The sequence below is a fragment of the Sphingomonas sp. Leaf242 genome (assembly GCF_001422045.1).
Lineage (GTDB): Bacteria > Pseudomonadota > Alphaproteobacteria > Sphingomonadales > Sphingomonadaceae > Sphingomonas.
This window is the reverse complement of sequence record NZ_LMLW01000001.1, coordinates 802606-824227: the sequence shown is the minus strand read 5'-3', so window position 1 is coordinate 824227 and position 21622 is coordinate 802606. Positions and strand designations below refer to the sequence as shown.

Annotated in this window: 26 protein-coding genes and 2 tRNA genes; 5 read left to right on the top strand and 23 right to left on the bottom strand. The window is 64.2% G+C overall.

All coding sequences use genetic code 11. The features are described from left to right. Positions 1-7 precede the first annotated feature (7 nt). The 17 genes from nuoI to relB all read right to left on the bottom strand — a co-directional run bounded on the left by nuoI (position 8) and on the right by relB (position 14530). Complete coding sequence (nuoI, locus tag ASF09_RS03905) at positions 8-493, bottom strand: NADH-quinone oxidoreductase subunit NuoI (RefSeq protein ID WP_055877898.1); 486 nt, start codon at positions 491-493, stop codon at positions 8-10. Further along, positions 490-1536, bottom strand: coding sequence for an NADH-quinone oxidoreductase subunit NuoH (gene nuoH / locus ASF09_RS03900; protein ID WP_060524711.1), 1047 nt, complete (start codon positions 1534-1536; stop codon positions 490-492). The genes nuoI and nuoH overlap by 4 nt, the downstream gene beginning before the upstream one ends. Then, on the bottom strand, positions 1533-3527 hold the full coding sequence (gene nuoG, locus ASF09_RS03895) for an NADH-quinone oxidoreductase subunit NuoG (protein ID WP_060524708.1): 1995 nt from the start codon (positions 3525-3527) through the stop codon (positions 1533-1535). The genes nuoH and nuoG overlap by 4 nt, the downstream gene beginning before the upstream one ends. Next, positions 3527-4828, bottom strand: coding sequence for an NADH-quinone oxidoreductase subunit NuoF (nuoF, locus tag ASF09_RS03890; RefSeq protein ID WP_060524991.1), 1302 nt, complete (start codon positions 4826-4828; stop codon positions 3527-3529). The genes nuoG and nuoF overlap by 1 nt, the downstream gene beginning before the upstream one ends. Further along, positions 4828-5496: a complex I 24 kDa subunit family protein gene (locus ASF09_RS03885; RefSeq protein ID WP_060524706.1), complete on the bottom strand. Its 669-nt coding sequence runs from the start codon at positions 5494-5496 to the stop codon at positions 4828-4830. Before ASF09_RS03885 ends, nuoF begins: the two co-directional genes overlap by 1 nt. Further along, positions 5496-6707, bottom strand: coding sequence for an NADH-quinone oxidoreductase subunit D (locus ASF09_RS03880; RefSeq protein ID WP_274705252.1), 1212 nt, complete (start codon positions 6705-6707; stop codon positions 5496-5498). Before ASF09_RS03880 ends, ASF09_RS03885 begins: the two co-directional genes overlap by 1 nt. Positions 6708-6727: 20 nt before the next feature. Then, positions 6728-7552: an NADH-quinone oxidoreductase subunit C gene (locus ASF09_RS03875; protein WP_060524704.1), complete on the bottom strand. Its 825-nt coding sequence runs from the start codon at positions 7550-7552 to the stop codon at positions 6728-6730. Beyond that, on the bottom strand, positions 7549-8097 hold the full coding sequence (locus tag ASF09_RS03870) for a NuoB/complex I 20 kDa subunit family protein (RefSeq protein ID WP_056058310.1): 549 nt from the start codon (positions 8095-8097) through the stop codon (positions 7549-7551). Before ASF09_RS03870 ends, ASF09_RS03875 begins: the two co-directional genes overlap by 4 nt. After that, a complete protein-coding gene (locus ASF09_RS03865) occupies positions 8088-8462 on the bottom strand; it encodes an NADH-quinone oxidoreductase subunit A (RefSeq protein ID WP_056048518.1) in 375 nt (124 codons plus the stop codon). Before ASF09_RS03865 ends, ASF09_RS03870 begins: the two co-directional genes overlap by 10 nt. Before the next feature lie 488 nt (positions 8463-8950). Continuing rightward, entirely contained in the window at positions 8951-9763 is an 813-nt protein-coding gene (locus ASF09_RS03860) for an inositol monophosphatase family protein (RefSeq protein ID WP_060524702.1), read from the bottom strand. A 111-nt stretch (positions 9764-9874) separates the two neighbouring features. Next, positions 9875-10438: an elongation factor P gene (gene efp / locus ASF09_RS03855; protein ID WP_056482276.1), complete on the bottom strand. Its 564-nt coding sequence runs from the start codon at positions 10436-10438 to the stop codon at positions 9875-9877. 87 nt (positions 10439-10525) lie between these two features. Next, positions 10526-11131 (bottom strand): M23 family metallopeptidase, encoded by a 606-nt coding sequence (locus tag ASF09_RS03850; RefSeq protein ID WP_060524700.1) that lies wholly within the window; start codon positions 11129-11131, stop codon positions 10526-10528. A 4-nt stretch (positions 11132-11135) separates the two neighbouring features. Next, the gene (locus ASF09_RS03845) at positions 11136-12149 is read right to left on the bottom strand and encodes a L,D-transpeptidase family protein (RefSeq protein WP_060524990.1); all 1014 of its coding nucleotides are present in this window, start codon (positions 12147-12149) and stop codon (positions 11136-11138) included. Between the two features lie 76 nt (positions 12150-12225). Further along, a complete protein-coding gene (gene thiE, locus ASF09_RS03840) occupies positions 12226-12915 on the bottom strand; it encodes a thiamine phosphate synthase (protein WP_060524698.1) in 690 nt (229 codons plus the stop codon). Positions 12916-12991: 76 nt separating this feature from the next. After that, a complete protein-coding gene (locus tag ASF09_RS03835; RefSeq protein WP_060524696.1) occupies positions 12992-13912 on the bottom strand; it encodes a class I fructose-bisphosphate aldolase in 921 nt (306 codons plus the stop codon). Positions 13913-13934: 22 nt separating this feature from the next. Further along, the gene (locus tag ASF09_RS03830) at positions 13935-14267 is read right to left on the bottom strand and encodes a type II toxin-antitoxin system PemK/MazF family toxin (protein ID WP_060524694.1); all 333 of its coding nucleotides are present in this window, start codon (positions 14265-14267) and stop codon (positions 13935-13937) included. Then, positions 14264-14530, bottom strand: coding sequence for a type II toxin-antitoxin system RelB family antitoxin (relB, locus tag ASF09_RS03825; protein ID WP_060524692.1), 267 nt, complete (start codon positions 14528-14530; stop codon positions 14264-14266). The genes ASF09_RS03830 and relB overlap by 4 nt, the downstream gene beginning before the upstream one ends. Positions 14531-14682: 152 nt before the next feature. On the opposite strand from relB, the gene ASF09_RS03820 reads away from it, so the two are divergent. Then, the gene (locus ASF09_RS03820; protein WP_156359192.1) at positions 14683-15162 is read left to right on the top strand and encodes a TlpA family protein disulfide reductase; all 480 of its coding nucleotides are present in this window, start codon (positions 14683-14685) and stop codon (positions 15160-15162) included. Here ASF09_RS03820 and ASF09_RS03815 read toward each other — a convergent pair. The 3 genes from ASF09_RS03815 to gap all read right to left on the bottom strand — a co-directional run bounded on the left by ASF09_RS03815 (position 15159) and on the right by gap (position 17951). Continuing rightward, on the bottom strand, positions 15159-16349 hold the full coding sequence (locus tag ASF09_RS03815; RefSeq protein ID WP_060524689.1) for a phosphoglycerate kinase: 1191 nt from the start codon (positions 16347-16349) through the stop codon (positions 15159-15161). The two genes, ASF09_RS03820 and ASF09_RS03815, sit on opposite strands and share 4 nt — an antisense overlap. Continuing rightward, positions 16346-16756, bottom strand: coding sequence for an MOSC domain-containing protein (locus tag ASF09_RS03810; protein WP_060524688.1), 411 nt, complete (start codon positions 16754-16756; stop codon positions 16346-16348). Before ASF09_RS03810 ends, ASF09_RS03815 begins: the two co-directional genes overlap by 4 nt. Positions 16757-16940: 184 nt before the next feature. Further along, complete coding sequence (gene gap / locus ASF09_RS03805; protein WP_056048489.1) at positions 16941-17951, bottom strand: type I glyceraldehyde-3-phosphate dehydrogenase; 1011 nt, start codon at positions 17949-17951, stop codon at positions 16941-16943. Between the two features lie 144 nt (positions 17952-18095). Between gap and ASF09_RS03800 the strand changes: the two genes are divergently transcribed. The 4 genes from ASF09_RS03800 (at position 18096) to ASF09_RS03785 (ending at position 19548) form a co-directional block, all read left to right on the top strand. Then, entirely contained in the window at positions 18096-18290 is a 195-nt protein-coding gene (locus tag ASF09_RS03800) for a hypothetical protein (RefSeq protein WP_181321090.1), read from the top strand. Further along, the gene (locus tag ASF09_RS03795) at positions 18290-18613 is read left to right on the top strand and encodes a cell division protein ZapA (protein ID WP_060524686.1); all 324 of its coding nucleotides are present in this window, start codon (positions 18290-18292) and stop codon (positions 18611-18613) included. The genes ASF09_RS03800 and ASF09_RS03795 overlap by 1 nt, the downstream gene beginning before the upstream one ends. 204 nt (positions 18614-18817) lie before the next feature. Beyond that, positions 18818-19351 (top strand): 5-formyltetrahydrofolate cyclo-ligase, encoded by a 534-nt coding sequence (locus ASF09_RS03790; RefSeq protein WP_060524680.1) that lies wholly within the window; start codon positions 18818-18820, stop codon positions 19349-19351. Further along, complete coding sequence (locus tag ASF09_RS03785; protein ID WP_056048481.1) at positions 19348-19548, top strand: DUF2842 domain-containing protein; 201 nt, start codon at positions 19348-19350, stop codon at positions 19546-19548. The genes ASF09_RS03790 and ASF09_RS03785 overlap by 4 nt, the downstream gene beginning before the upstream one ends. Before the next feature lie 299 nt (positions 19549-19847). On the opposite strand, the gene ASF09_RS03780 is transcribed toward ASF09_RS03785, so the two are convergent. From ASF09_RS03780 to ASF09_RS03770, 3 genes are all read right to left on the bottom strand, one after another. Beyond that, positions 19848-19924: transfer RNA gene (locus tag ASF09_RS03780), tRNA-Asp, on the bottom strand. A 98-nt stretch (positions 19925-20022) separates the two neighbouring features. Continuing rightward, positions 20023-20099: transfer RNA gene (locus ASF09_RS03775), tRNA-Asp, on the bottom strand. Positions 20100-20153: 54 nt separating this feature from the next. Further along, entirely contained in the window at positions 20154-21302 is a 1149-nt protein-coding gene (locus tag ASF09_RS03770; RefSeq protein WP_093398070.1) for an AI-2E family transporter, read from the bottom strand. Between the last annotated feature and the right edge of the window lie 320 nt (positions 21303-21622).

Sequence of the window (21622 nt, the reverse complement as noted above, 5' to 3'; positions counted from 1 at the left end):
CGCGCCATTAACGGTACGGCGCATCGGCGGCAAGGTTCGCCGCGATCGCGCTTTCCCAACGGTCGCCATTATCGAGCAGCTTCGACTTGTCGTAGATCAGCTCTTCGCGCGTCTCGGTGGCGAACTCGTAGTTCGGTCCCTCGACGATCGCATCCACCGGGCAGGCCTCGGCACATAGACCGCAGTAGATGCACTTGGTCATGTCGATGTCGTAGCGCGTGGTGCGGCGCGAACCGTCGTCACGCGGCTCGGCTTCGATCGTGATCGCCTGCGCGGGGCACACGGCCTCGCACAGCTTGCACGCGATGCACCGCTCCTCGCCATTCGGATAGCGACGCAGCGCATGCTCGCCGCGGAACCGTGGCGATACCGGATTGCGCTCGTACGGATAGTTGATCGTCGCCTTTTCCTTGAAGAAATAGCGAAGCGTCAACGCGTGCGCCTTCACGAATTCCCACAGGGTAAACGACTTGATGATCTGAGCGACGCTCATGAACCCACTCCAACGCGCGTCAGCATGAGATAGCCCGACACGAGGAAAACCCAGAACAGCGAGACGGGGAGGAAGACCTTCCAGCCAAGCCGCATCAGCTGATCGTAGCGATAGCGCGGCACGGTCGCCTTCACCCAGCTGAACAGGAAGAAGAAGAACAGGATCTTGGCGAACAGCCAGATGATCCCTGGCACGTAGTACAACGGCGCCCAGTCGACCGGGGGCAGCCAGCCGCCCCAGAACAGCGTCGCGTTGAGCGCGCACATCAGCAGCACGTTCGCATACTCGCCGAGCCAGAACAGCGCGAACGACATCGACGAATATTCGGTCTGGTACCCGGCGACGAGCTCGCTCTCCGCCTCGGTCAGATCGAACGGCGCACGCTGCGTCTCGGCCAGCGACGAGATGAAGAACATCACCGCCATCGGGAACATTAGCGGGTTCAGGATGTACCCGTTGAAGAACCAGACGTGCGACTTCTGCGCCATCACGATCGCCGACAGGTTGAAGCTGCCGGTCCACAGCACGACCGAAATCAGGATGAAGCCGATCGCGACTTCATACGACACCATCTGCGCGGCCGCACGAAGCGCCGAGTAGAATGGGTATTTCGAGTTCGACGCCCAGCCCGACAGGATGATCCCGTAGACGCCGAGCGACGACGCCGCGAGTACGTAGAGCAGCCCGACGTTGATGTCCGCAAGCACGACGCCGACCCCGAACGGCACCACCGCCCAGACGATCAGCGCGACCGTGAAGGTGATGATCGGTGCCAGCAGGAACAGCGTGCGGTTGGCGGCTGCGGGGACGATAGTCTCCTGCAAAAACACCTTCAGGCCATCGGCAAAGCTCTGGAGCAGACCGAAGGGCCCGACGACGTTCGGGCCACGCCGCAACGCCATCGCCGCCCAGATCTTGCGGTCAGCATAGATGATCATCGCCACCGCCAGCATCAGCGGCAGCGCGATCACGAGGATGTCTATGATCGTCGCGAGGACGAACGCCCAGTCGTAACCGAGCGAGGATTCGAACCAGGAGATCATTCGGCTGCCTCCGCGTAATCTTCCCCGTGGAGAAGTTCGGCCGAGCAGCGCTGCATCGTCGGCGACGCACGGCAGATCGCGTTGGTCAGGTAGAAGTCCTTGATCGGATAGCCGGCGAGAACGCCCTCACCTGCACCGTTGAGCGAAGGCGGGTTCCACTCGAACGTCGCGAGCGCCTGATGACGCAGCGCAGGCACGTCCGCGTACATTTCCTCGCGCAGACCCTCGAAGCTGTCGAACGGCAGCGTGTGGCCGAGCGTGTCGGACAGCGCACGGAAGATCGACCAGTCGTCACGTGCGTCGCCGGGTGCGAACACAGCGCGCTCGCCGCGCTGGACACGGCCCTCGAGATTGACCCACGTCCCCGACTTCTCGGCATAGGTGACACCCGGCAGGATGACGTCGGCAGCCGCCGCACCCTTGTCGCCGTGATGCCCCACGAACACCTTGAAGCCGGCGAACTTCGAATAATCGACCTCGTCCGCGCCAAGGAAGAAGCCGAGCTTCGCTCCCATCACGTCAGCGATGCCGCCCTTCTGCGCATAGCCGAGCATCAGTCCGCCCATCCGCGAGGCCGCCATGTGGGCGACGTTGAAGCCGTTCCAGTCCGCCTTGACGAGACCCAGCGTATCGACGAGCTTCAGTGCAGCCGCATGGCCACCCTTCAGCGCGCCGCCACCGACGATCACCATCGGACGCTCGGCCTTGCCAAACGCCTCGGTCACCGCCTCAGGCAGAGCGCCGAGCATCGCGAGATCGTCGCCGAGCCACTCGACCTTGTACGTCAGGTCCGTCTCCGGCCCGATCGCGAAGACCTTCGCGCCCTTCTTGATTGCTTTCCGCACCCGCGTGTTCACCAGCGGCGCTTCCCAGCGCAGGTTGGTGCCCACCAGCAGGATCGCATCGGCACGCTCGGTGCCAGCGATCGTCGTGTTGAAATTGACCGCAGCGATGCTCGTTGCGTCATAGTCCATGCCGGTCTGACGGCCTTCGAGCAGGCTCGACCCCATCTTCGCGAGCAGCGCCTTCGCGGCGTACATCGTCTCGCAATCGACCAGATCGCCAGCAACAGCCGCGACGCTCGACCCGGCGTTCACAGCCTTGATCGCTGCGAAAGCCTCGTCCCACGTCGCGGGAACCAGCTTGCCGTTCACCCGGACATAAGGCTTGTCGAGACGACGACGCACGAGACCGTCGATCGCGTGGCGCGTCTTGTCGGTCGCCCACTCCTCGTTCACGTCCTCGTTGATCCGCGGCACGCAACGCAGCACCTGACGACCACGGCTGTCGAGCCGGATGTTGGTGCCGACCGCATCCATCACGTCGATCGTCAGCGTCTTGCGCAATTCCCACGGACGCGCCTCGAACGCATACGGCTTCGACGTCAGCGCACCGACCGGGCACAAATCGACGACGTTGCCGCTCAGCTCGCTCTTGACCGCATTCTCGAGATACGAGGTGATCTGCATGTCCTCGCCGCGGAAGATCGCACCGATCTCCTCGACGCCGGACACTTCCTCGGCGAACCGGATGCAGCGCGTGCACTGGATGCAGCGGGTCATGACCGTCTTGACGATCGGGCCCATATACTTCTCGGTGACCGCGCGCTTGTTCTCGTCGTAGCGCGAATGGCCGCGGCCGTAAGCGACGGACTGGTCCTGAAGATCGCACTCGCCGCCCTGATCGCAGATCGGGCAATCGAGCGGATGGTTGATCAGCAGGAATTCCATGATGCCCTCGCGGGCATTCTTCACCATCGGCGAGTTGGTGAAGATCTCCTGCTTGTCCGCCGCCGGCAGCGCGCATGACGCCTGCGGCTTGGGCGGACCAGGCTTCACCTCGACCAGGCACATCCGGCAATTGCCGGCGATACTCAGCCGCTCATGATAACAGAAACGCGGGATCTCCTTGCCGGCAAGCTCGCACGCCTGCAGCACGGTGGCGCCCTGGGGCACCTCGATCTCTACGCCATCGACTTTGACTAAGGGCATTACTCTGCGGCTTCCATCATCGGCGCGGTGTCGCCACCGCGCTCACGGATACGGCGCTCCATCTCGGGGCGAAAATGCTTGATCAGGCCCTGGATCGGCCATGCGGCTGCGTCGCCCAGTGCGCAGATCGAGTGACCCTCGACCTGCTTGGTGACTTGCTGGAGCATGTCGATCTCGGACAGCTCGGCGTCGCCGGTGCGCATCCGCTCCATCACGCGCCACATCCAGCCGGTGCCTTCGCGGCACGGCGTGCACTGGCCGCAGCTCTCATGCTTGTAGAAGTACGAGATGCGGCTGATCGCGCGGACGATGTCGGTCGACTTGTCCATGACGATGATCGCCGCGGTGCCGAGGCCCGAACCGACCGCCTTCAGGCCGTCGAAATCCATCGCGCAGTCCATGATCTGCGCGGCAGGCACGAGCGGCACCGAAGAGCCACCGGGGATCACCGCGAGCAGATTGTCCCAGCCGCCACGGATGCCACCGCAATGCGTCTCGATCAGGTCGCGGAACGAGATGCTCATCTCCTCCTCGACGACGCACGGCTTATTCACATGGCCGCTGATCTGGAAAAGCTTGGTGCCGCGGTTATTCTCCGCGCCCAAGCTGGAGAACCACGCCGCGCCACGCCGCAGGATCGTCGGCGCGACCGCGATCGATTCCACATTGTTGACGGTCGTCGGGCAGCCATAAAGACCGGCACCCGCCGGGAATGGAGGCTTCAGCCGCGGCTGGCCCTTCTTCCCTTCGAGGCTCTCCAGCATCGCGGTCTCTTCGCCGCAAATGTAGGCGCCAGCACCACGGTGCACGAACACGTCGAAGTCGTAGCCAGACCCGCACGCATTCTTGCCGATGAAGCCGCGGTCATACGCCTCGGCGACGGCCGCGAACAGCGTCTCGGCCTCGCGGATATACTCGCCGCGGATGTAGATGTACGCGGCGCGCGCGCGCATCGCGAACCCGGCTATCAGCGCGCCCTCGATCAGCTTGTGCGGATCGTGGCGGATGATCTCGCGATCCTTGCAGCTGCCCGGCTCGGATTCATCGGCATTGATGACGAGGAAGTTCGGCCGGTCCGGCTTTGGCTCCTTCGGCATGAACGACCATTTGGTGCCGGTCGGGAAACCCGCACCGCCTCGGCCGCGCAGCCCCGACGCCTTCATCACGTCGATGATCGCGTCCTGGCCGAGTGCCATCAGGTCCTTGGTATTGTCCCAATCGCCGCGCATGATCGCCGCGTCGATATTCCACGGCTGGAAACCGTAGACGTTGGTAAAAATGCGGTCCTTGTCGGCGAGCATCAGGCCCACTCCCCCCGGTAATCGTGGTTCGCGTCGACCATCGCCTTCAGCGACGTCGGGCCGCCTTCGGGGCAGCTCGCGCGGCGACCGAATTGCGGACCCGGCGTCGGGTGCCCGCCATTGGCCAGCGCCTCGAGGATCTCGGTCGTCTTGTCGTAATCGAGGTCTTCGAAGTTATCGTCGTTGATCTGCACCATCGGCGCATTCGCGCACGTGCCCAGGCACTCGACCTCGGTCAGCGTGAACATGCCGTCCGGCGTCGTGCCACCCTTGACCAGCCCGCGGTTCTTGCACGCGGCGAGAACGTCGTCCGACCCGCGCAGCATGCACGGCGTGGTGCCGCAAACCTGAACGTGGAAGCGGCCGACCGGCGCCAGATTGAACATCGTGTAGAAGGTCACGACCTCATACACGCGCATGTACGGCACGCTGATCTGGCGCGCGACGAACTCGATCACCGGCACCGGCAACCAGCCCTGCGTCTGCGTTTCCGCACCGACCTGGCGCTGCGCCAAGTCGAGCAACGGGATCGACGCCGACTGCTCGCGACCCTTGGGATAGCGCCCGAGAATCTCGTTCGCCTTCACCTGGTTCTCTTCCGTCCACGCGAAAGAGCCCCAGCGTGCGCGGGCCTCGGCCTCATCGGGAATTTTCGGAGCTTCAGCCATCAGCGGTCACATTCACCAAAAACGATATCCATCGCACCGAGGATCGCAGTCGTATCCGCCAGCATGTGGCCCTTCGCCATGAAGTCCATGGCTTGCAGATGCGAGAACGCGGTCGGGCGGATCTTGCAGCGGTACGGCTTGTTCGAGCCATCGGCGACCAGATACACGCCGAACTCACCCTTGGGGCTTTCGGTCGCGACATAGACGTCGCCGGCGGGTACGTGGAAGCCCTCGGTGTAGAGCTTGAAGTGATGGATCAGCGCTTCCATCGACTGCTTCATCTCGCCACGCTTGGGCGGCACGACCTTGCGGTCGAGCGATGCGATCGGCCCCTCGGGCATGTCGCGCAGGCACTGCTTCATGATCCGTGCCGACTGACGCACTTCCTCGACGCGGACCATGAACCGGTCGTAGCAATCGCCACGCGTGCCGACCGGCACCTCGAAGTCCATCTTGGCATAGGCGTCATAGGGCTGCGACTTGCGCAGATCCCAGGCGATACCCGAGCCGCGGATCATCGGGCCGGAAAAGCCCCACTTGATCGCGTCGTCGCGGCTGACCACGGCGATGTCGACGTTGCGCTGCTTGAAGATGCGGTTGTCCGCGACGAGCGAGATCGCATCCTCGAACAGCCGCGGCAGCCGCGTGTCGAGCCAGTCGCCGATGTCGGCGAGCAGCTTCAACGGCGCATCCTGATGCACGCCGCCCGGACGGAAATAGTTGGAATGCATGCGCGCGCCGGAGACACGCTCGAAGAAGTTCATGCAGTCTTCGCGGATCTCGAACAGCCAAAGGTTCGGCGTCATCGCACCCACGTCCATGACGTGCGAACCGAGATTGAGCATGTGGTTCGAGATGCGCGTCAGCTCGGCAAAGAACACTCGCAGATACTGCGCGCGCTCGGGGACTTCGAGATCGAGCAGCTTCTCGACCGCGAGCACCCAGCTATGCTCCATGCACAAAGGCGAGCAATAATCGAGACGATCGAAATACGGCAGAGCCTGCGTGTAGGTCTTGTACTCGATCAGCTTCTCGGTGCCGCGGTGGAGCAGGCCGACATGCGGATCGACGCGCTCGACGATCTCGCCGTCGAGTTCCATGACCAGACGGAGCACGCCGTGCGCGGCCGGATGCTGCGGACCGAAGTTGATCGTGTAGTTCTGGATCGTGACATCGCCGGTCGTGGGATCGGCCGCGTCGGCTTCGCCCAGAAGCTCTTCGACATACAGACTCACTGGTTCTGTCCTCCACCCTTGGTCGGGACCACGTCAGGGTTCGCAGGCTTCGGCGTCGCATCGGACTCCGACTTGCCGGCGCCCGTTTGTGCGGTCGACTCGGTGCTCTTGGGTTCGGTCGGCGCCTGGGTAGGCGACTGCGCCGCGTCCGCCTTCACGATCGTGTCAGCCTTGAGCGGCGTCGGCGCACCCTTGGCCTCTGGCAATGCGCCCTTCTCGTCACCCGGAAGCACGTAGTTCGCGCCCTCCCACGGGCTCATGAAATCGAACGTGCGGAAATCCTGCGCAAGCTGCACGGGCTCGTACACGACGCGCTTCGACTCTTCCGAATAGCGCAGCTCGACATACCCGGTCAGCGGGAAGTCCTTGCGCTGCGGATGACCGCGGAAACCATAGTCGGTCAGGATGCGGCGCAGGTCCGGATTGCCGCTGAACAGCACGCCGTACATGTCGTACACTTCGCGCTCGAGCCAGCCGGCGACCGGCCAGATGTCCGTCACCGACGGCACCGGCTTTTCCTCGTCGGTCGCGACATGCACGCGCAGGCGGTGATTCCGCGTGAGCGACAACATGCAATAAACAACCTCGAACCGCTCTGGGCGATCCGGATAGTCGACGCCAGCGATCTCCATGAGCTGCTGGTAGGCAAGCCCCGGCGTATCGCGCAGCGCGATCATCGCGTCGTACAGGTCTTCGCGCCGAACGTGCAGCGCGACTTCGCCGACATGGTCGACCGCGTCGAGCAACATGCCGCCGAGCGCCGCGCGGGCGCTGTCGATCACGCCGTCGTTCGACGTGTAAGCTGGTGCGGGAGCCCTCAACGCTCGATGCTCCCGGACCGCCGGATCTTCCGCTGCAACTGCATGATGCCGTACAGCAATGCCTCAGCCGTCGGCGGGCAGCCGGGGACGTAGATGTCCACCGGCACGATCCGATCGCAGCCACGCACGACACTGTAGCTGTAATGATAATAGCCGCCGCCGTTCGCGCACGATCCCATCGAGATCACGTACTTAGGCTCCGACATCTGGTCGTAGACTTTGCGCAGCGCAGGCGCCATCTTGTTGCAGAGCGTGCCGGCAACGATCATCACGTCCGACTGGCGCGGCGACGCGCGCGGTGCGGCGCCGAAGCGCTCCAGATCGTAACGCGGCATGTTAACGTGGATCATCTCGACCGCGCAGCAGGCGAGCCCGAACGTCATCCACCACAGCGAGCCCGTACGGGCCCACTGAAACAGCTCCTCGGTCGACGTGACGAGGAAACCCTTGTCCGTCAGCTCACCGTTCAATCCGTCGAAAAAGCCCTGGTCGGGTGGCACCAGCGAACTGGGCGAACCGGGTGCGGGCTGAAGCTCTACTCCCAATCGAGTGCTCCCTTCTTCCATGCGTAGACGAGGCCAAGAGCCAATTCGCCGATAAAGATCATCATCGAAATCCACGCGGTCCAGCCGAGCGTGAAGACCGAGACGGCCCAGGGATACAGGAACGCGGCCTCTAGGTCGAAGATGATGAAGAGGATGGCGATCAGGTAGAAGCGTACGTCGAACTGGCTCCGCGGATCCTCAAATGCGGGAAAGCCGCACTCGTATTCGCTGAGCTTCTCGGGCGTAGGCTTGTGCGATCCCGTGAGGCGCGAGACGGCCATCGGCAGGAACACGAACGTGCTCGACAATGCGATGGCGATCCCGAGGAACAGGAGGATCGGAAGATAGTGCGACAGGTCGACCAAATTGCTTCTCGCAAGTGCGAACGGAACGGGCCCGCTTTAGGCCGATGGGGGGTGATGGGCAAGGCGTGGAGGGTGTGAGAATCACTCGCAAGTGGAGGGGCCGGGGTGGCGGGAAACATGCGTTACTCGGCGTGCACGGCTGCACTTGACGTGCCCAGCTACAGCCGGGGGTGCTGCAAATAGCGCAACATCGCCAAACCCTCTCCATCACCCCGGACTGGTTCCGGGGGCCACGGTGCTGCAAACCAACGGTGGGAGAGGTTGCGAAACGGTGGATGCCGGAACAAGCCCGGCATGACGGAACAACTTAACGATCCTCCACCCCGAAGGTGGAGAATTCGATACCCTCCCCCATTCCTCGTCATCCTGACGAAAGTCAGGATCCAGGGTTACAAACGGCAACCCTATTGGCTCTGGGTCCTGACTTTCGTCAGGATGACGGAAGAAGGGTGCCGATCTGCCCGGCCGTCCGTTACGAACAGCTAGCCTTAACGCAGTGCGCCGGCCACCAGCTTATGCAGCCGCGAATGCAGCGCGTCGTTCGCCGCAAGAAACTCGTTGCGCTCCATCGCACGGTCGCCACCGCGGAAGTCGGTGACGAAGCCGCCGGCTTCCTTCACCAGCAACATGCCCGCAGCAACGTCCCAAGGCTTCAAGTTCGACTCCCAGAACCCATCGAACCGTCCAGCCGCAAGCCACGCCAGATCGAGCGCCGCAGCACCCAAACGACGGATCCCCGCAACCTCAGGTGCAACCGCACCGAAAATCCGGCTCCACTGCGCGAAGTCGCCGTGGCCGAGGAACGGAATCCCCGTAGCAATCAGCGATTCGGACAAATCACGCCGCGACGACACCCGCAGACGCTGGTCGGTGAGCCACGCCCCCCGCCCCTTCTCCGCCCAGAAGCTCTCATCAGTCAGCGGCTGATACACGAGCGCAGTCGTGACCTCGCGCTTGCCGTTCGCCATCGGCTCCTCGACCGCGATCGAGATGCAGAAATGCGGGATGCCGTGGAGGAAGTTCGACGTCCCATCCAACGGATCGACGATGAACCGCGGCTTGTTCGGATCGCCCGCGACCTCGCCGCGCTCCTCCATGAGCATGCCCCAGTCGGGACGAGCGTGGCTGAGCTCTTCGAAGATCGTCTGCTCGGCGCGCTGGTCGGCTTGGCTGACGAAGTCGGCTGGACCCTTGCGGCTCACCTGGAGCTGCTGGACCTCGTTGAAGTCGCGGCGCAGGCGCGGCGCTGCCTTGCGGGCTGCGCGCTCGATGACGGTCATGATGCCGGAATGGCTAGGCATTAGAAATCTCCTCCCCTTCCGCTTGCGGGAGGGGTCGGGGGAGGGCTTGAACCGATACGCGAAGCTGGAAGAAGGCCCTCCCCTAACCCCTCCCGCAAGCGGAAGGGGAATTTAGTCCGCGCGCCTAACGTAGGTCTGCTCGTACACATCGACGACGATCCGCGTGCCAGCGCCGATATGCGGCGGCACCATCACGCGGACGCCGTTCTCAAGCACCGCCGGCTTGTAGCTCGACGAGGCGGTCTGCCCCTTCACGACGGCATCCGCCTCGACGATCAGCGCCTCGATCGTATCAGGCAGCTGGACCGAGATCGGCCGCTCTTCCCAGAGCTCCATCACCACGTCCATGCCGTCCTGCAGGAACGCCGCGGCGTCGCCCAGGATGTCGGCGTCGAGCGAGATCTGCTCGTAATTGATCTTGTCCATGAACGTCAGCATGTCGCCTTCGCGGAACAGGAACTGGAAGTCGACGGTCTCGAGCCGCACCTTCTCGACGCTCTCGGCGGAGCGGAAGCGGGTGTTGTTCTTGCGGCCGTCGATGAGGTTCTTCATCTCGACCTGCATATAGGCACCGCCCTTGCCGGGCTGGGTGTGCTGAATCTTGACGGCGCGCCAGATGCCGCCCTCATATTCAAGAATGTTGCCGGGACGAATCTCGACCGCGTTGATCTTCATGACCGATTCCTGCTGGAAAGAGCTAGGGGCCGTCCGCCAAGCATGGCCATCAAGGCGTGGCTCTGCGGAAACCCGAAGCGGCGGGCTTTAACGGGCGCGCTCGCGTCCGGCAAGCAGCGGGTACGGGTTCACGTTCTCGCCCTGCCACCAGCGCTCACCCGGCTGCATCTTGGTCAGCCCGAAATGCAGGTGGTAATTGCCCGCACCCGCATCGCCGGTGTCGCCGACATAGCCGAGCGTATCGCCCGCCTTGACCGGCATCCCCTCGCGGATGCCAGCCGCGTACCCGGCAAGGTGCGCATAATAATAGGTCCAGCGCCGGTCGGGCGAACGCACGTACAGCGTGATCCCGCCAAGCCCGCTCTGAAACAGCTTCTCGACCCGCCCCGGCGCGGCCGCGACCACGGGCGTGCCAGCCGGTGCCATGATATCGGTGCCATGATGGCCGCGTAGACCGCCGCCCCGCGCATCGTTCCAGCTGTCCGCAATTGCTTTCCGCGACACGCCAGCCACGGGGATGGCCAGCGCTCCCGGCGTCACGGAAACAGTGGGACCCTCCGCGGCGGGCACCGGCTTGCGCCAAGGTATCCGCCGCTCGATGCCGCTACCGCTGCTGCCGAACGACACCATCGAGGCGAACGCGCCGATCGCCACCACGATCAGCCCGAGAATGATCCAGAACGTCCGCGTCATCGCCTCAGGCCTGGAACACGGCCTTGGTCCCCGGCTTGATCATCATCGACAACCGCGCCGCATCCCAGTTGGTCAGGCGGATACAGCCATGGCTCTCCGCACGTCCGATCGTCTCGGGGTTTGGCGTACCATGAATGCCGTAATGCGGCTTAGAGAGATCCATCCAGACCACCCCGACCGGACCGTTCGGCCCCGGCGGCAGCATCTCCTTCTGCTGCCCCTTCTTCGCATCCCAGAACAGCGCCGGGTTGAAATGGAACTTCGGATTGTAATCCGAACCCTTGATCGTCCACGTACCGAGCGGCAGCGGATCGTGGCTCGATCCCATCGTCGCCGAGAATTGCGCGATTAGCTTGTCGTTAGCGTCCATAACGCGGAGCACACCGTCGGACTTGTCGACAACGACATGATCCGCCTTAGGCTGCACCGCGTCGACATTCAGCATGGTGAGCGTCGCGATCCAGTCCGGCTTCAGCTTTGGATCATAGGCGCGCGACGATGGCAGCGCGTTGGGGAACACCACCTTCGTCCCCGGCGACAGCTTCGTCGTCGGCGAGTTCAGCGCGAGGATCACCGCCGGCGTCGTGTGGAACATCTCGCCGAGCTTCTCCATGACTGTCTTGTAGCCCAGCGACGGCAGTTCGGCCTGCTTGGCGGGATCCTTCGGGAACGGATTGACGAACGGCCCCGCCAGCATCTCCGGCGTCAGCGCGACCGTCACGGTCGGCCGCGCGGCGCGGTACGGATACAGCGCCTGCAACGTCCGCGCGTCAGCCTTGCCGGTAACCGGCAGCCCCTTCGCCTCCTGGAACCCCTTCAGCGCGGCGACCAACGACTGCCCGCCGCGACCGTCCAGTACGCCCGGCCCGAAGCCGAGATGGTCGAGGATCACCTGCACGTGCAGGATATTGCGATCGATCGGTACGGGCTTGGCCGGCTCTGTCTGCGCCAACGCGGGCGACGCGCCCCCGAACAGGCACGCAGCAAGAACCGAAGCTTTCGTCACAAATGCCGTCATGCCCGTCATCCCAAACCGTTACGCTCGTGCATCAAACGGTCGGGACGACGGTTGTTTCCAACGGTTCAGCGCGATCTCAGCGCCGGGCGAGAACCTCGCCGAAGGCCTTGATGGCCGCGACCTCGTCGCCGCCCCAGACGGCGCCCGACACCGCAATGAAGTCCGCGCCAGCCGCCACGAGCGGCGCGGCGTTTTCCGGCGTGATGCCACCGATCGCGACGCAAGGCATCTCGAACAAGGTCGACCACCAGGACAGGATCACCGGCTCGGCGGTATGCGTCGCGACCTTCGTCGTCGTCGGATAGAACGCCCCGAACGCAACGTAATCGGCCCCAGCCTCGCCCGCTTCCATCGCCAGATGACGACTGCCGTGACAGCTCACGCCGATCTGCGCATTGGGCCCAAGCTGCGCCCGCGCCTCGCGCGGATCGCCATCGTCCTGCCCGAGATGCACGCCGTCAGCATCGAGCCGCTTCGCCAACCCGATATCGTCGTTGACGATGAACGCGACATCGCGCTCGGCACAGATCGCGCGCAACGGCTCGCCCAGCGCCGCAGCTGCATGCTGATCGATATCTTTCACGCGAAACTGGAACGCAGCCACCGGCCCGGCGTCGAGCGCCCGAGCAAGACGCTCCGGAAAGTCGCCACCGACGTCCAGCGGCGACACCAGATAAAGCTGGCAAGCCGGCCTACGTATGTCGCGGCGGAAATTCTCGGCGAAATTGGGATCGAGCGGGCCCAGCGGATCTTCGAATTCGGTCATGTCCGCCCCCCTAGCCGCTCATATCCGCCACGTCACCCCGGCGCAGGACCAGAGTGACGCGCAGGCAAACCGAGGCTTACTCCTCGTTCTTGTAGATCCGGATGATCCGGTCGAGCATCGCCAGCGCTTCGTCGCGCGGACGCTGGAAGGTGTTGCGGCCGATGATCGAGCCGTTACCGCCGCCGTCGCGAATGTCGCGCGCGTCCTGGAAGATCGCGTCCTCGCCCTTCGACGCGCCGCCCGAGAAGACGTTAATGCGACGCCCGGCAAAGCTCGACTGGACGACATGCTTCACGCGGTCCGACTGCTTCGACCAGTCGGTGTTCGCGTAGAGCTGCTTGGCTTCCTTCTGCTCGATATGCGCGGTCGGCAGCTTGGTCTTGATGATGTGCGCGCCGAGCAGCGCCGCGATGTGCGCGGCATAGGCGCCGACGTCCAAAGCGAGCTCGCCGTCCTTGGTGAGCTCGCCGCCCCGCGGGTAAGACCAGATGACGGTCGCGATGCCGACCGACTTCGCCTCTTCGCTCAGCTCGCGGATTTCCTCGACGAGATCGAAGAACTGGTCCGCGCCCGGATAGATCGTGAAGCCGATCGCCGCCGACCCGAGCCGCACCGCGTCGGATACCGTCGCCGTCACCGCTTGGTCGATCGTCGTCGCCCAACTGTTCGAGCTGTTGCACTTCAGGATCGTCGGGATCTGCCCCGCAAACGTATCCGCACCCGCTTCGAGCATCCCGAGCGGCGCCGCATAGGCGCTGAGCCCTGCGTCGATCGCGAGCTGATAGTGGTAATGCGGGTCGTACGCCGCCGGATTGACCGAGAAGCTGCGCGCCGGGCCATGCTCGAAGCCCTGGTCGACCGGTAGGATCACGAGCTTGCCGGTGCCGCCAAGCTTGCCCTGCATCAGGATGCGCGCGAGGTTCGCCTTCACCGCCGAACTGGTGGCTTCGTACTTGTCGAGAATGGTTTTGACTTGCGGAGTGATCGTGGAGGTCATGGGTAAGTCCTTTCTCAATATTTTAAAGTTCCAGCCATCGGCGCAGTGCCTGATCAACCGCAAACATGGTTTCGTTGGAAGCATTACCGATCCGTCGGCCGACGCGATGCCGCCAGACCGACTGAACCTTGTCGATACAGATCTCGCTCGGCTTGAAGAGTCCCGTATCGGGATTTGCCGCAATCGGTATGCGGAACATGCCCAGGCCGGCAAGCTGGCTGGTAATCAAACAGACCGTCACGCTGTCGTGATCCTGAAGAAACGCGTTGGTCTGAACGACGAGCGCCGGGCGCGGCTTGCTGGCAAAGTCCCCTGCGTTGGCGTCGGCAATAGTAACAATGTCACCGCGTTTCATTCGGCGGCATCACGGCGATTGCTGGCAGGCTCCGGATCATCCCAAGCCACACCCAACCGCTCCCATGCGTCGTCTTCTTCGGCCCAGCCAAGTGCCGCCGCCGCGAGCGACTGCCGCTTAGCCTCGGCAAGGAAAGCCTCGTCGTGGCGTTCGACATAGCGTCGTACGGCTTCGCGTGCGATATCGCTCTTGCTGCGCCCTTGGGTGCGCGCAACCGCCGCGAGTCGCTCTTCGAGTTCGCTATCGAGCCTGACGCCGAGCATCCGAGTCTCCGTTTAACATGTTAAACATAGGTGGGCGGGTGTCGAGGATCAACCCCGGCTGCACTGCAAACCTGGTAATTGACGTTGGATCTCTCGACGCCGACACTCTCGAAATACGGGGCGGACGGCACAGGGGCGGGCAAATGAAGATTATGCAAAGCGTCGTCGCATGCGCGATGATCGCGATCGCCTCCGCTGCGACGGCCGCAGTCAAGATCGGCGAACCAGCGCCGCCGTTCGAACTGACGTTGATCGACGGGACCAAGGTGCGCAGTGCCGATCTGCACGGACAGGTCGTCGTCTTGAACTTTTGGGCGACATGGTGCGGGCCGTGCAAGGCGGAGCTTCCGCTGCTCGACAGCTATTACCGCATTCGCAAGGACAACGGCCTGCGCGTGTTCGCAGTGGCGACGGAGGATTCGCTGCCTGCGTTCAAGCTGAAACCCCTGTTCGCCGCGATGACGATCCCGTCGGCGCGGCGAATCAAGGGACCGTTCGCGGTGATGGGCGCCCTCCCCACCAACTACATCATCGATCGCGCCGGCATGGTTCGCTATGCGAAAGCCGGCGCGTTCGACCTGAATGAACTCAATACCTTGCTGGTCCCGTTGCTGCGGGAACCAGCGCCTTAACGCGTCAGCGCCGCGACGCCGGGGAGGTCCTTGCCTTCCATCCACTCGAGAAACGCGCCGCCCGCCGTCGAGACGAAGGTGAACGCATCCGCGACGCCCGCGTGATTGAGCGCCGCAACCGTATCGCCACCGCCCGCGACCGAGACGAGTGAACCGCCTTCGGTAAGCGCCGCAGCGGTCTTGGCGAGCGCGACGGTTGCCTTGTCGAACGGCGGCGTCTCGAACGCGCCGAGCGGGCCGTTCCATACCAACGTGCGGCAGTTCTTCAGCACGTCGCCGAGCGACTCGACCGCAGCCGGACCGACGTCGAGAATCATCTCGTCGGCGGCGACTTCGTGCACGTTGACCGTACGGGTGGCGGGGTTCGGCTTGAACTCCTTGGCGACCACGACGTCGTACGGCAGGTGGACGGTGCAGTTCGCCTTGTCCGCAGCTTCCATGATCTGTTCGCAAACGCTCGCAAGATCATGCTCGCAAAGGCTTTTACCGACATCGACCCCGCGCGCCGCGAGGAAGGTGTTCGCCATGCCGCCGCCGATGATCAGATGATCTACCTTGGTGACGAGATGCCGCAGCACGTCGAGCTTCGACGACACCTTCGCGCCCCCCACGACCGCCGCAACCGGATGCTCGGGCTCGCCAAGCGCCTTCTGGAGCGCATCGAGTTCGGCTTCCATCGCCCGGCCGGCAAAGGCGGGCAATACGTGGGCAATACCCTCGGTCGAGGCATGCGCGCGGTGCGCAGCCGAGAAGGCATCGTTGACGTAGAGATCGCCAAGGCTTGCAAACCGCTGGACGACCGCCGCGTCGTTTGTCTCCTCGCCGCCGAAGAAGCGCGTGTTCTCCAGAACCGCGATATCGCCGGGTTCGAGCGTAGCGACGGCGTCATCCGCCCCTTCCCAGTCGATGTAGCGTACTTCGCGGCCGAGCACTTCGCTATACGGCTTCACGACCTGCGAAAGCGAGAATTCGGGGCTCGGCACCCCCTTCGGACGGCCGAAATGCGCGAGGACGAGGACGATCGCGCCCTTGTCGGCGAGTTCGCCAACCGTCGCGACGGTGGCGCGCAGACGGGTATCGTCGGTGACGCGACCCTCGGCCATCGGCACGTTGAGGTCTTCGCGCACGAGCACGCGCTTGCCCTGGACATCGCCCATATCATCGAGCGTCTTGAATGGCTTGGTCATGGTTCTTCGATCCTGATCTCATCACCGACGGCGATTCTGCCGCCCATCAAAACTCGGGTACACGCCCCGCCCCGCCAGTCCGGCGTCAGCGCGGCGAACAATCCTGGCGCCAGTGCATCCATGCGGTCGCACGGATCGGTATGGCGCGTCACCTCCAGGACGACGTCCGCGCCGATGCGCAGCCGCGTGCCGGGTATCTGGGGAAGATCGAAGCCGTCGACGAGCAGGTTCGCACGGCGCTCGTACCACGGAATATCGCGCCCGACTTCGGCCATCGCGGCGTCCCAGTCGCCACGTTCGAGCAACGTGACCTGCCGCCGCCCCTTGCCGCCGGGCTTCACGCGACCGCGGAAGTCGCCGTGCAGACCAGCCTCGATGGTGATCTCGACATCGTCGATGACCTCCATAGGGGCTTTGGCGCGGGCGTGGCGAGCGATCCCGGCGATCGTGCCGACTGTCGTCGAGGCCGGGGCCTGAGCCACCGCTCCCTCCCCGTTCGTGTCGAGCGCAGTCGAGACACCATCTGTCACGGGAAACGACTTCTCGACTGCGCTCGAAGCGAACGGAAGAGGGGACGCATAGATCGCGAGCTTAGATGAACTTCGCCATCGCCGTGGCCGTATCGACCATGCGGTTCGAGAAGCCCCACTCGTTGTCGTACCAGCTGACGACACGGACCAGCTTGCCGTCGATCACCGCGGTCTCCAGGCTGTCGATCGTCGACGACGCCGGGGTATGCTGGAGATCGATCGAGACGAGCGGCTCGTCCGACCAGTCGAGCACGCCGACCAGCGGGCCGCTCTCGGAGGCCGCCTTCAGCACCGCATTCACCTCTTCACGCGTCGTATCGCGCGACGGGGTGAAGGTCAGGTCGATCAGCGAAACGTCCGGCACCGGCACGCGGATTGCCGAACCGTCGAGCTTGCCCTTCAGCTCCGGCAGCACTTCGGCAACCGCACGCGCGGCCCCCGTCGTGGTCGGGATCATCGACATCGCCGCAGCACGCGCACGACGCAGATCCGGGTGGATCTGGTCGAGGATCTTCTGGTCGTTGGTGTACGCATGCACGGTCGTCATCAGGCCGCGCTCGATGCCGATCGCATCGTTCAGCACCTTGGCGACGGGCGCGAGGCAGTTGGTGGTGCATGACGCGTTCGAGACGATCGTATGCTCGGCGGTCAGCTTGTCGTGGTTGACGCCGTAAACGACGGTCAGGTCGACGTTCTTGCCAGGCGCCGAGATCAGCACCTTCTTGGCACCCGCATCGAGATGCTTCTGGCAGCTCGCCTTGTCGGTGAAGAAGCCGGTGCATTCGAGGACGATGTCGACGCCCAGCTCGGCGTGCGGCAGATTGGCGGGGTCGCGCTCGGCGGTAACGCGAATGCGCTTGCCGTCGACGACCAGCTCGTTGCCCTCGGCCGAAACCTCACCCGGATACTTGCCGTGCACGCTGTCACGCTTGAACAGCCAGGCGTTCGACTTGGCATCGCCGAGATCGTTGATCGCGACGAGTTCGAGTGCGCCGTTCGACTGTTCGAGTACCGCACGGGCGACGAGACGGCCGATGCGCCCGAAACCATTGATCGCAACCTTGACCGTCATTGCTGTATCTCCGCTACGCCCGCGAGTCCGTTCCGGGCGCGCAGCCTTTGCGGGGCGGTGGGGCGCCCTGTCAACACCGTGGATGGTGATGGGTTTCGCCTAAACCGACTTGTCGCACCCCCCGTCCATGCTATCTCGCATGGCATGTCAGAAACACTTCCCGACGGACCAACTGCCGTCGAACGGATCGACGCCGCGATCGCACGGATCGAATCCGCCATTGCAGCCCGCACCGAAGCCGGCGACGCGCTCGCCAAGCGCCACGCCGCCCTCAAGGCGCGGATGGCCGAAGCCGTCGCCGCGCTCGACGACGTCATCACGCGCGGGAGCCCCAACTGATGGCCCAGGTCATGCTCGATATCGGCGGCCGTCCCCACGCCGTCGCCTGCCGTGACGGCGAAGAGTCGCGCGTGCGGCTGCTGGGCGCGATGGTCGCCGAGCGCTGGGCGACCGCGGACCGCGCGGCCGGCGGTCTCAGCGCCGAGCGCGCGATGCTGTTCGTCGCGCTGATGCTCGCCGACGACCTCGACGAAGCCGCGCACCGGCCACCCGAAGGCTCCGCAGTCAGCGAGATCGCACTTACCCGGATCGCCGATCGTCTCGAAGGGCTCGCCCAGGTTCTCGAACGCACGCCCCTTGAGCTTAGCCCGCCCAACGCCTAGATTGGTTGTGGCGGGTTCTGCCCGGTACGAGCCTTTATTATCCCTGAGGCTATTCATCATCCATAGGGGGCTGTCCCTGTTAGGATCCTGGTCCGAAGCACATGGTCCCCACCTGACGTACCGTGCGTCAGTGGATAACCCGGCACACGGCCATGGTGGGCCCGCCACACCACCATCCTCCCCCTATCTCAGGGTCGCAAGCGCATGACCGACAAGAGCGCGCTCAGAGCCTCGCTCCGCGCCGCGCGAGAAGCGCGCCCGCCGGTCGAGCTTCCGGTGCCGTCGGCGTTCCTTGACTGGCTGAAACCCGGACTGACGGTCGCCTCGTATGTCCCGTTCGGGGGCGAAGCGGACCCCTCGCCCTTCGCGCGCGCCGCGGTCGATGCCGGATGCGTCATCGCCCTGCCGCATGTCGTCCGCCGGTCGCTGCCGATGCGCTTCCTGTCATGGGCAACCGAGGCGGCGCTGATCGCCGGACCGTTCGGGCTGCACCAGCCCGCCGCAGACGCCGCCGAACTCGAACCCGACATCATCCTCACGCCGCTCGTCGGCTTCGATCGCAGCGGCAACCGGATCGGCCAGGGCGCCGGCTATTACGACCGCGCCTTCCTCGCCCACCCGAACGCCTGGCGCGTCGGGGTTGCGTTGTCGGTGCAGGAAGTCGACACGCTGACCCCAGACCCGTGGGACGTCCCGCTCCACGCCATCGCCACCGAATCAGACTGGATCACGCCATGACGCCAACCTGGCGCAAACCCGTCGGCATGCTCGGCATCTTGCTACTGATCCTGGTATGGTGCGTAGCAATCGTCAGCCTGTCGAACATCGTCGGCAGCTGGCACTGGCTGGGGCAACTGGTGTTCTACCTGTTCACCGGCCTGATCTGGATCGCACCGCTGAAGCCGGTCCTGCGGTGGATGGAGCTCGGGCGGTAACCCAGCCCACCTGTCGGCTCCCTGCGCCGATGCGCTCCACCCCCACTACCGTCTCCCTGACCCGACGCGTTCCGTCCGCCCCCCCACCGTTCGTCCTGAGTAGCCATCGAGTAGTCGCCGAAGGCGGCGTATCGAGAGGTCGTACCGAAGGACAGGTTGGCGCGCGTAACACATGCTTCGATACGAGCCCTCGATACGCTTCTGACGAAGCTACTCGGTCTCTACTCAGCACGAACGGTATGGGGTGGAATGCTCTCTGCATCCAAAATCTAAAAAGGGTCTCGGCCACCCCAATAGGGTGGCGCGAGTGACGGGACTCGAACCCGCGACCTCCGGCGTGACAGGCCGGCGCTCTAACCAACTGAGCTACACCCGCATTCCCAATGACGAACCCTAGCGCCCCAAAGGACACGCGGGAAGGCTCGTCAAAACCTCAACACTATCTCGAACCATCTACCCGGTCAGGGCAAACGATGGCGCGAGTGACGGGACTCGAACCCGCGACCTCCGGCGTGACAGGCCGGCGCTCTAACCAACTGAGCTACACCCGCTGAAACAGCGTGGAGGCGGCAACTAGGCGAGGGTTCGGATACCGTCAACCCAAATTATCCGCCAGTTTCACGTTGTGCCTCGGGCGGGTCGCCACGACGGCGATTGCGTCCGGTCTTGGGCTGCACCAGCGTCCCGTGCTCGAACAGGAACCCGGCGATGTCGGGCTTTCCAGCGGCCTTCACGATCGTCTGGATGATGATCAGCAGCGGAACCGCGAGCAGTGCGCCCGACGTGCCCCACACCCATCCCCAGAAGCTCAGCGAAATCAGGATCAGCAACGGACTGATCGTCAACCGGTGCCCGACCACGAACGGCGTGATCGCGTTCGCCTCGACCAGATGCAGCCCGTACATCAGCGCCGGCGGCAGCATCGCCATCCAGATGTCCGAGAACGTCATCAGCCCGCCCAGCGCGAGTAGGAACGCACCGATCACCGGCCCGAAATACGGGATGTAATTGAGCAGCGCGACGATCCCGCCCCACATCGCCGGATACGGCATGCCGATGAACCACAACGCGGTCCCGGTGACGATCCCGAGCACGATATTGATCAGCGTGATCGTCCCGAGATACGCCGACACGTCGTCGACGATATCCTGGATCACCCGAGCGGTCGCCATCGCCCCGTCGAAGCTGGTCCGCCCGGTGATCGTCTGCCGCCGCATCCGCGTCCAGCCCGAGAGGAAGAAGAACACGATCAGCACGCCGAACAGGAATTGCACGATAACCGCCGGCGCCGACGTCGCCGCAAGTTCGAGGATCGAGCCCGGCGCGGCGACGCCAGCGGTCGCCGGCTGCTTGATCGGCGTCGACGCGACCTGCCGCAGCGTCTTGTTCACGTATTTCTCGAGGCTCGAATACAGGTCGAGCAGCGGTGCGAGGTTGCTCTGGATCCGGTCCAACCGTGTCGGCAACAGTCGAAAGAAGTCGGTCGCAGGGACGAGGATCGCGGCGATCGCGATGTTCGCGGCGATCAGGAACACGAGGATGCAGAGGATCGCGGCGAGTGGCGACGGCACGTGGCGCCGTTCGAGCCATTCCAGCACAGGCACGAGCGCGACGGAAATCACGAGCGCGATCGTGAGCGGTAGGAAAAACTCCGCGCCCGACTTCAGCGCGAACGGCGTCGCGAGGATCAGGCCCACGCCAGCGGTCAGCGTCAGCGCCGCGAGCAACCGATCGCGACGCTGCGCGATCCGCATCGCATCCTCGACCCCGACCGCGATCGGCAACCCAAACGCACATTCGGCCGGCGGACCTTCCGCGACGACGCCGTCCCCGCCCTGCGGCTGATGCGTTTCCTCGCGAAGACCCTCGTCCATCATGGCAATTCCTTTGCCACTCCCATCCCGTAATCCCGGCCGGCATTCAAGCGGCGCGCGGTGCCAGCGCGATGGAATTCCTCGAAAAGAGCGCGTCATGTCCGATCATGTCTTGATCCGGAGACACCCGCTCTTCGTCATCCTGACGAAAGTCCGGACCCAGAGCCAAAAAAGCGCTGCCCTCCGTTACCCTGGATCCT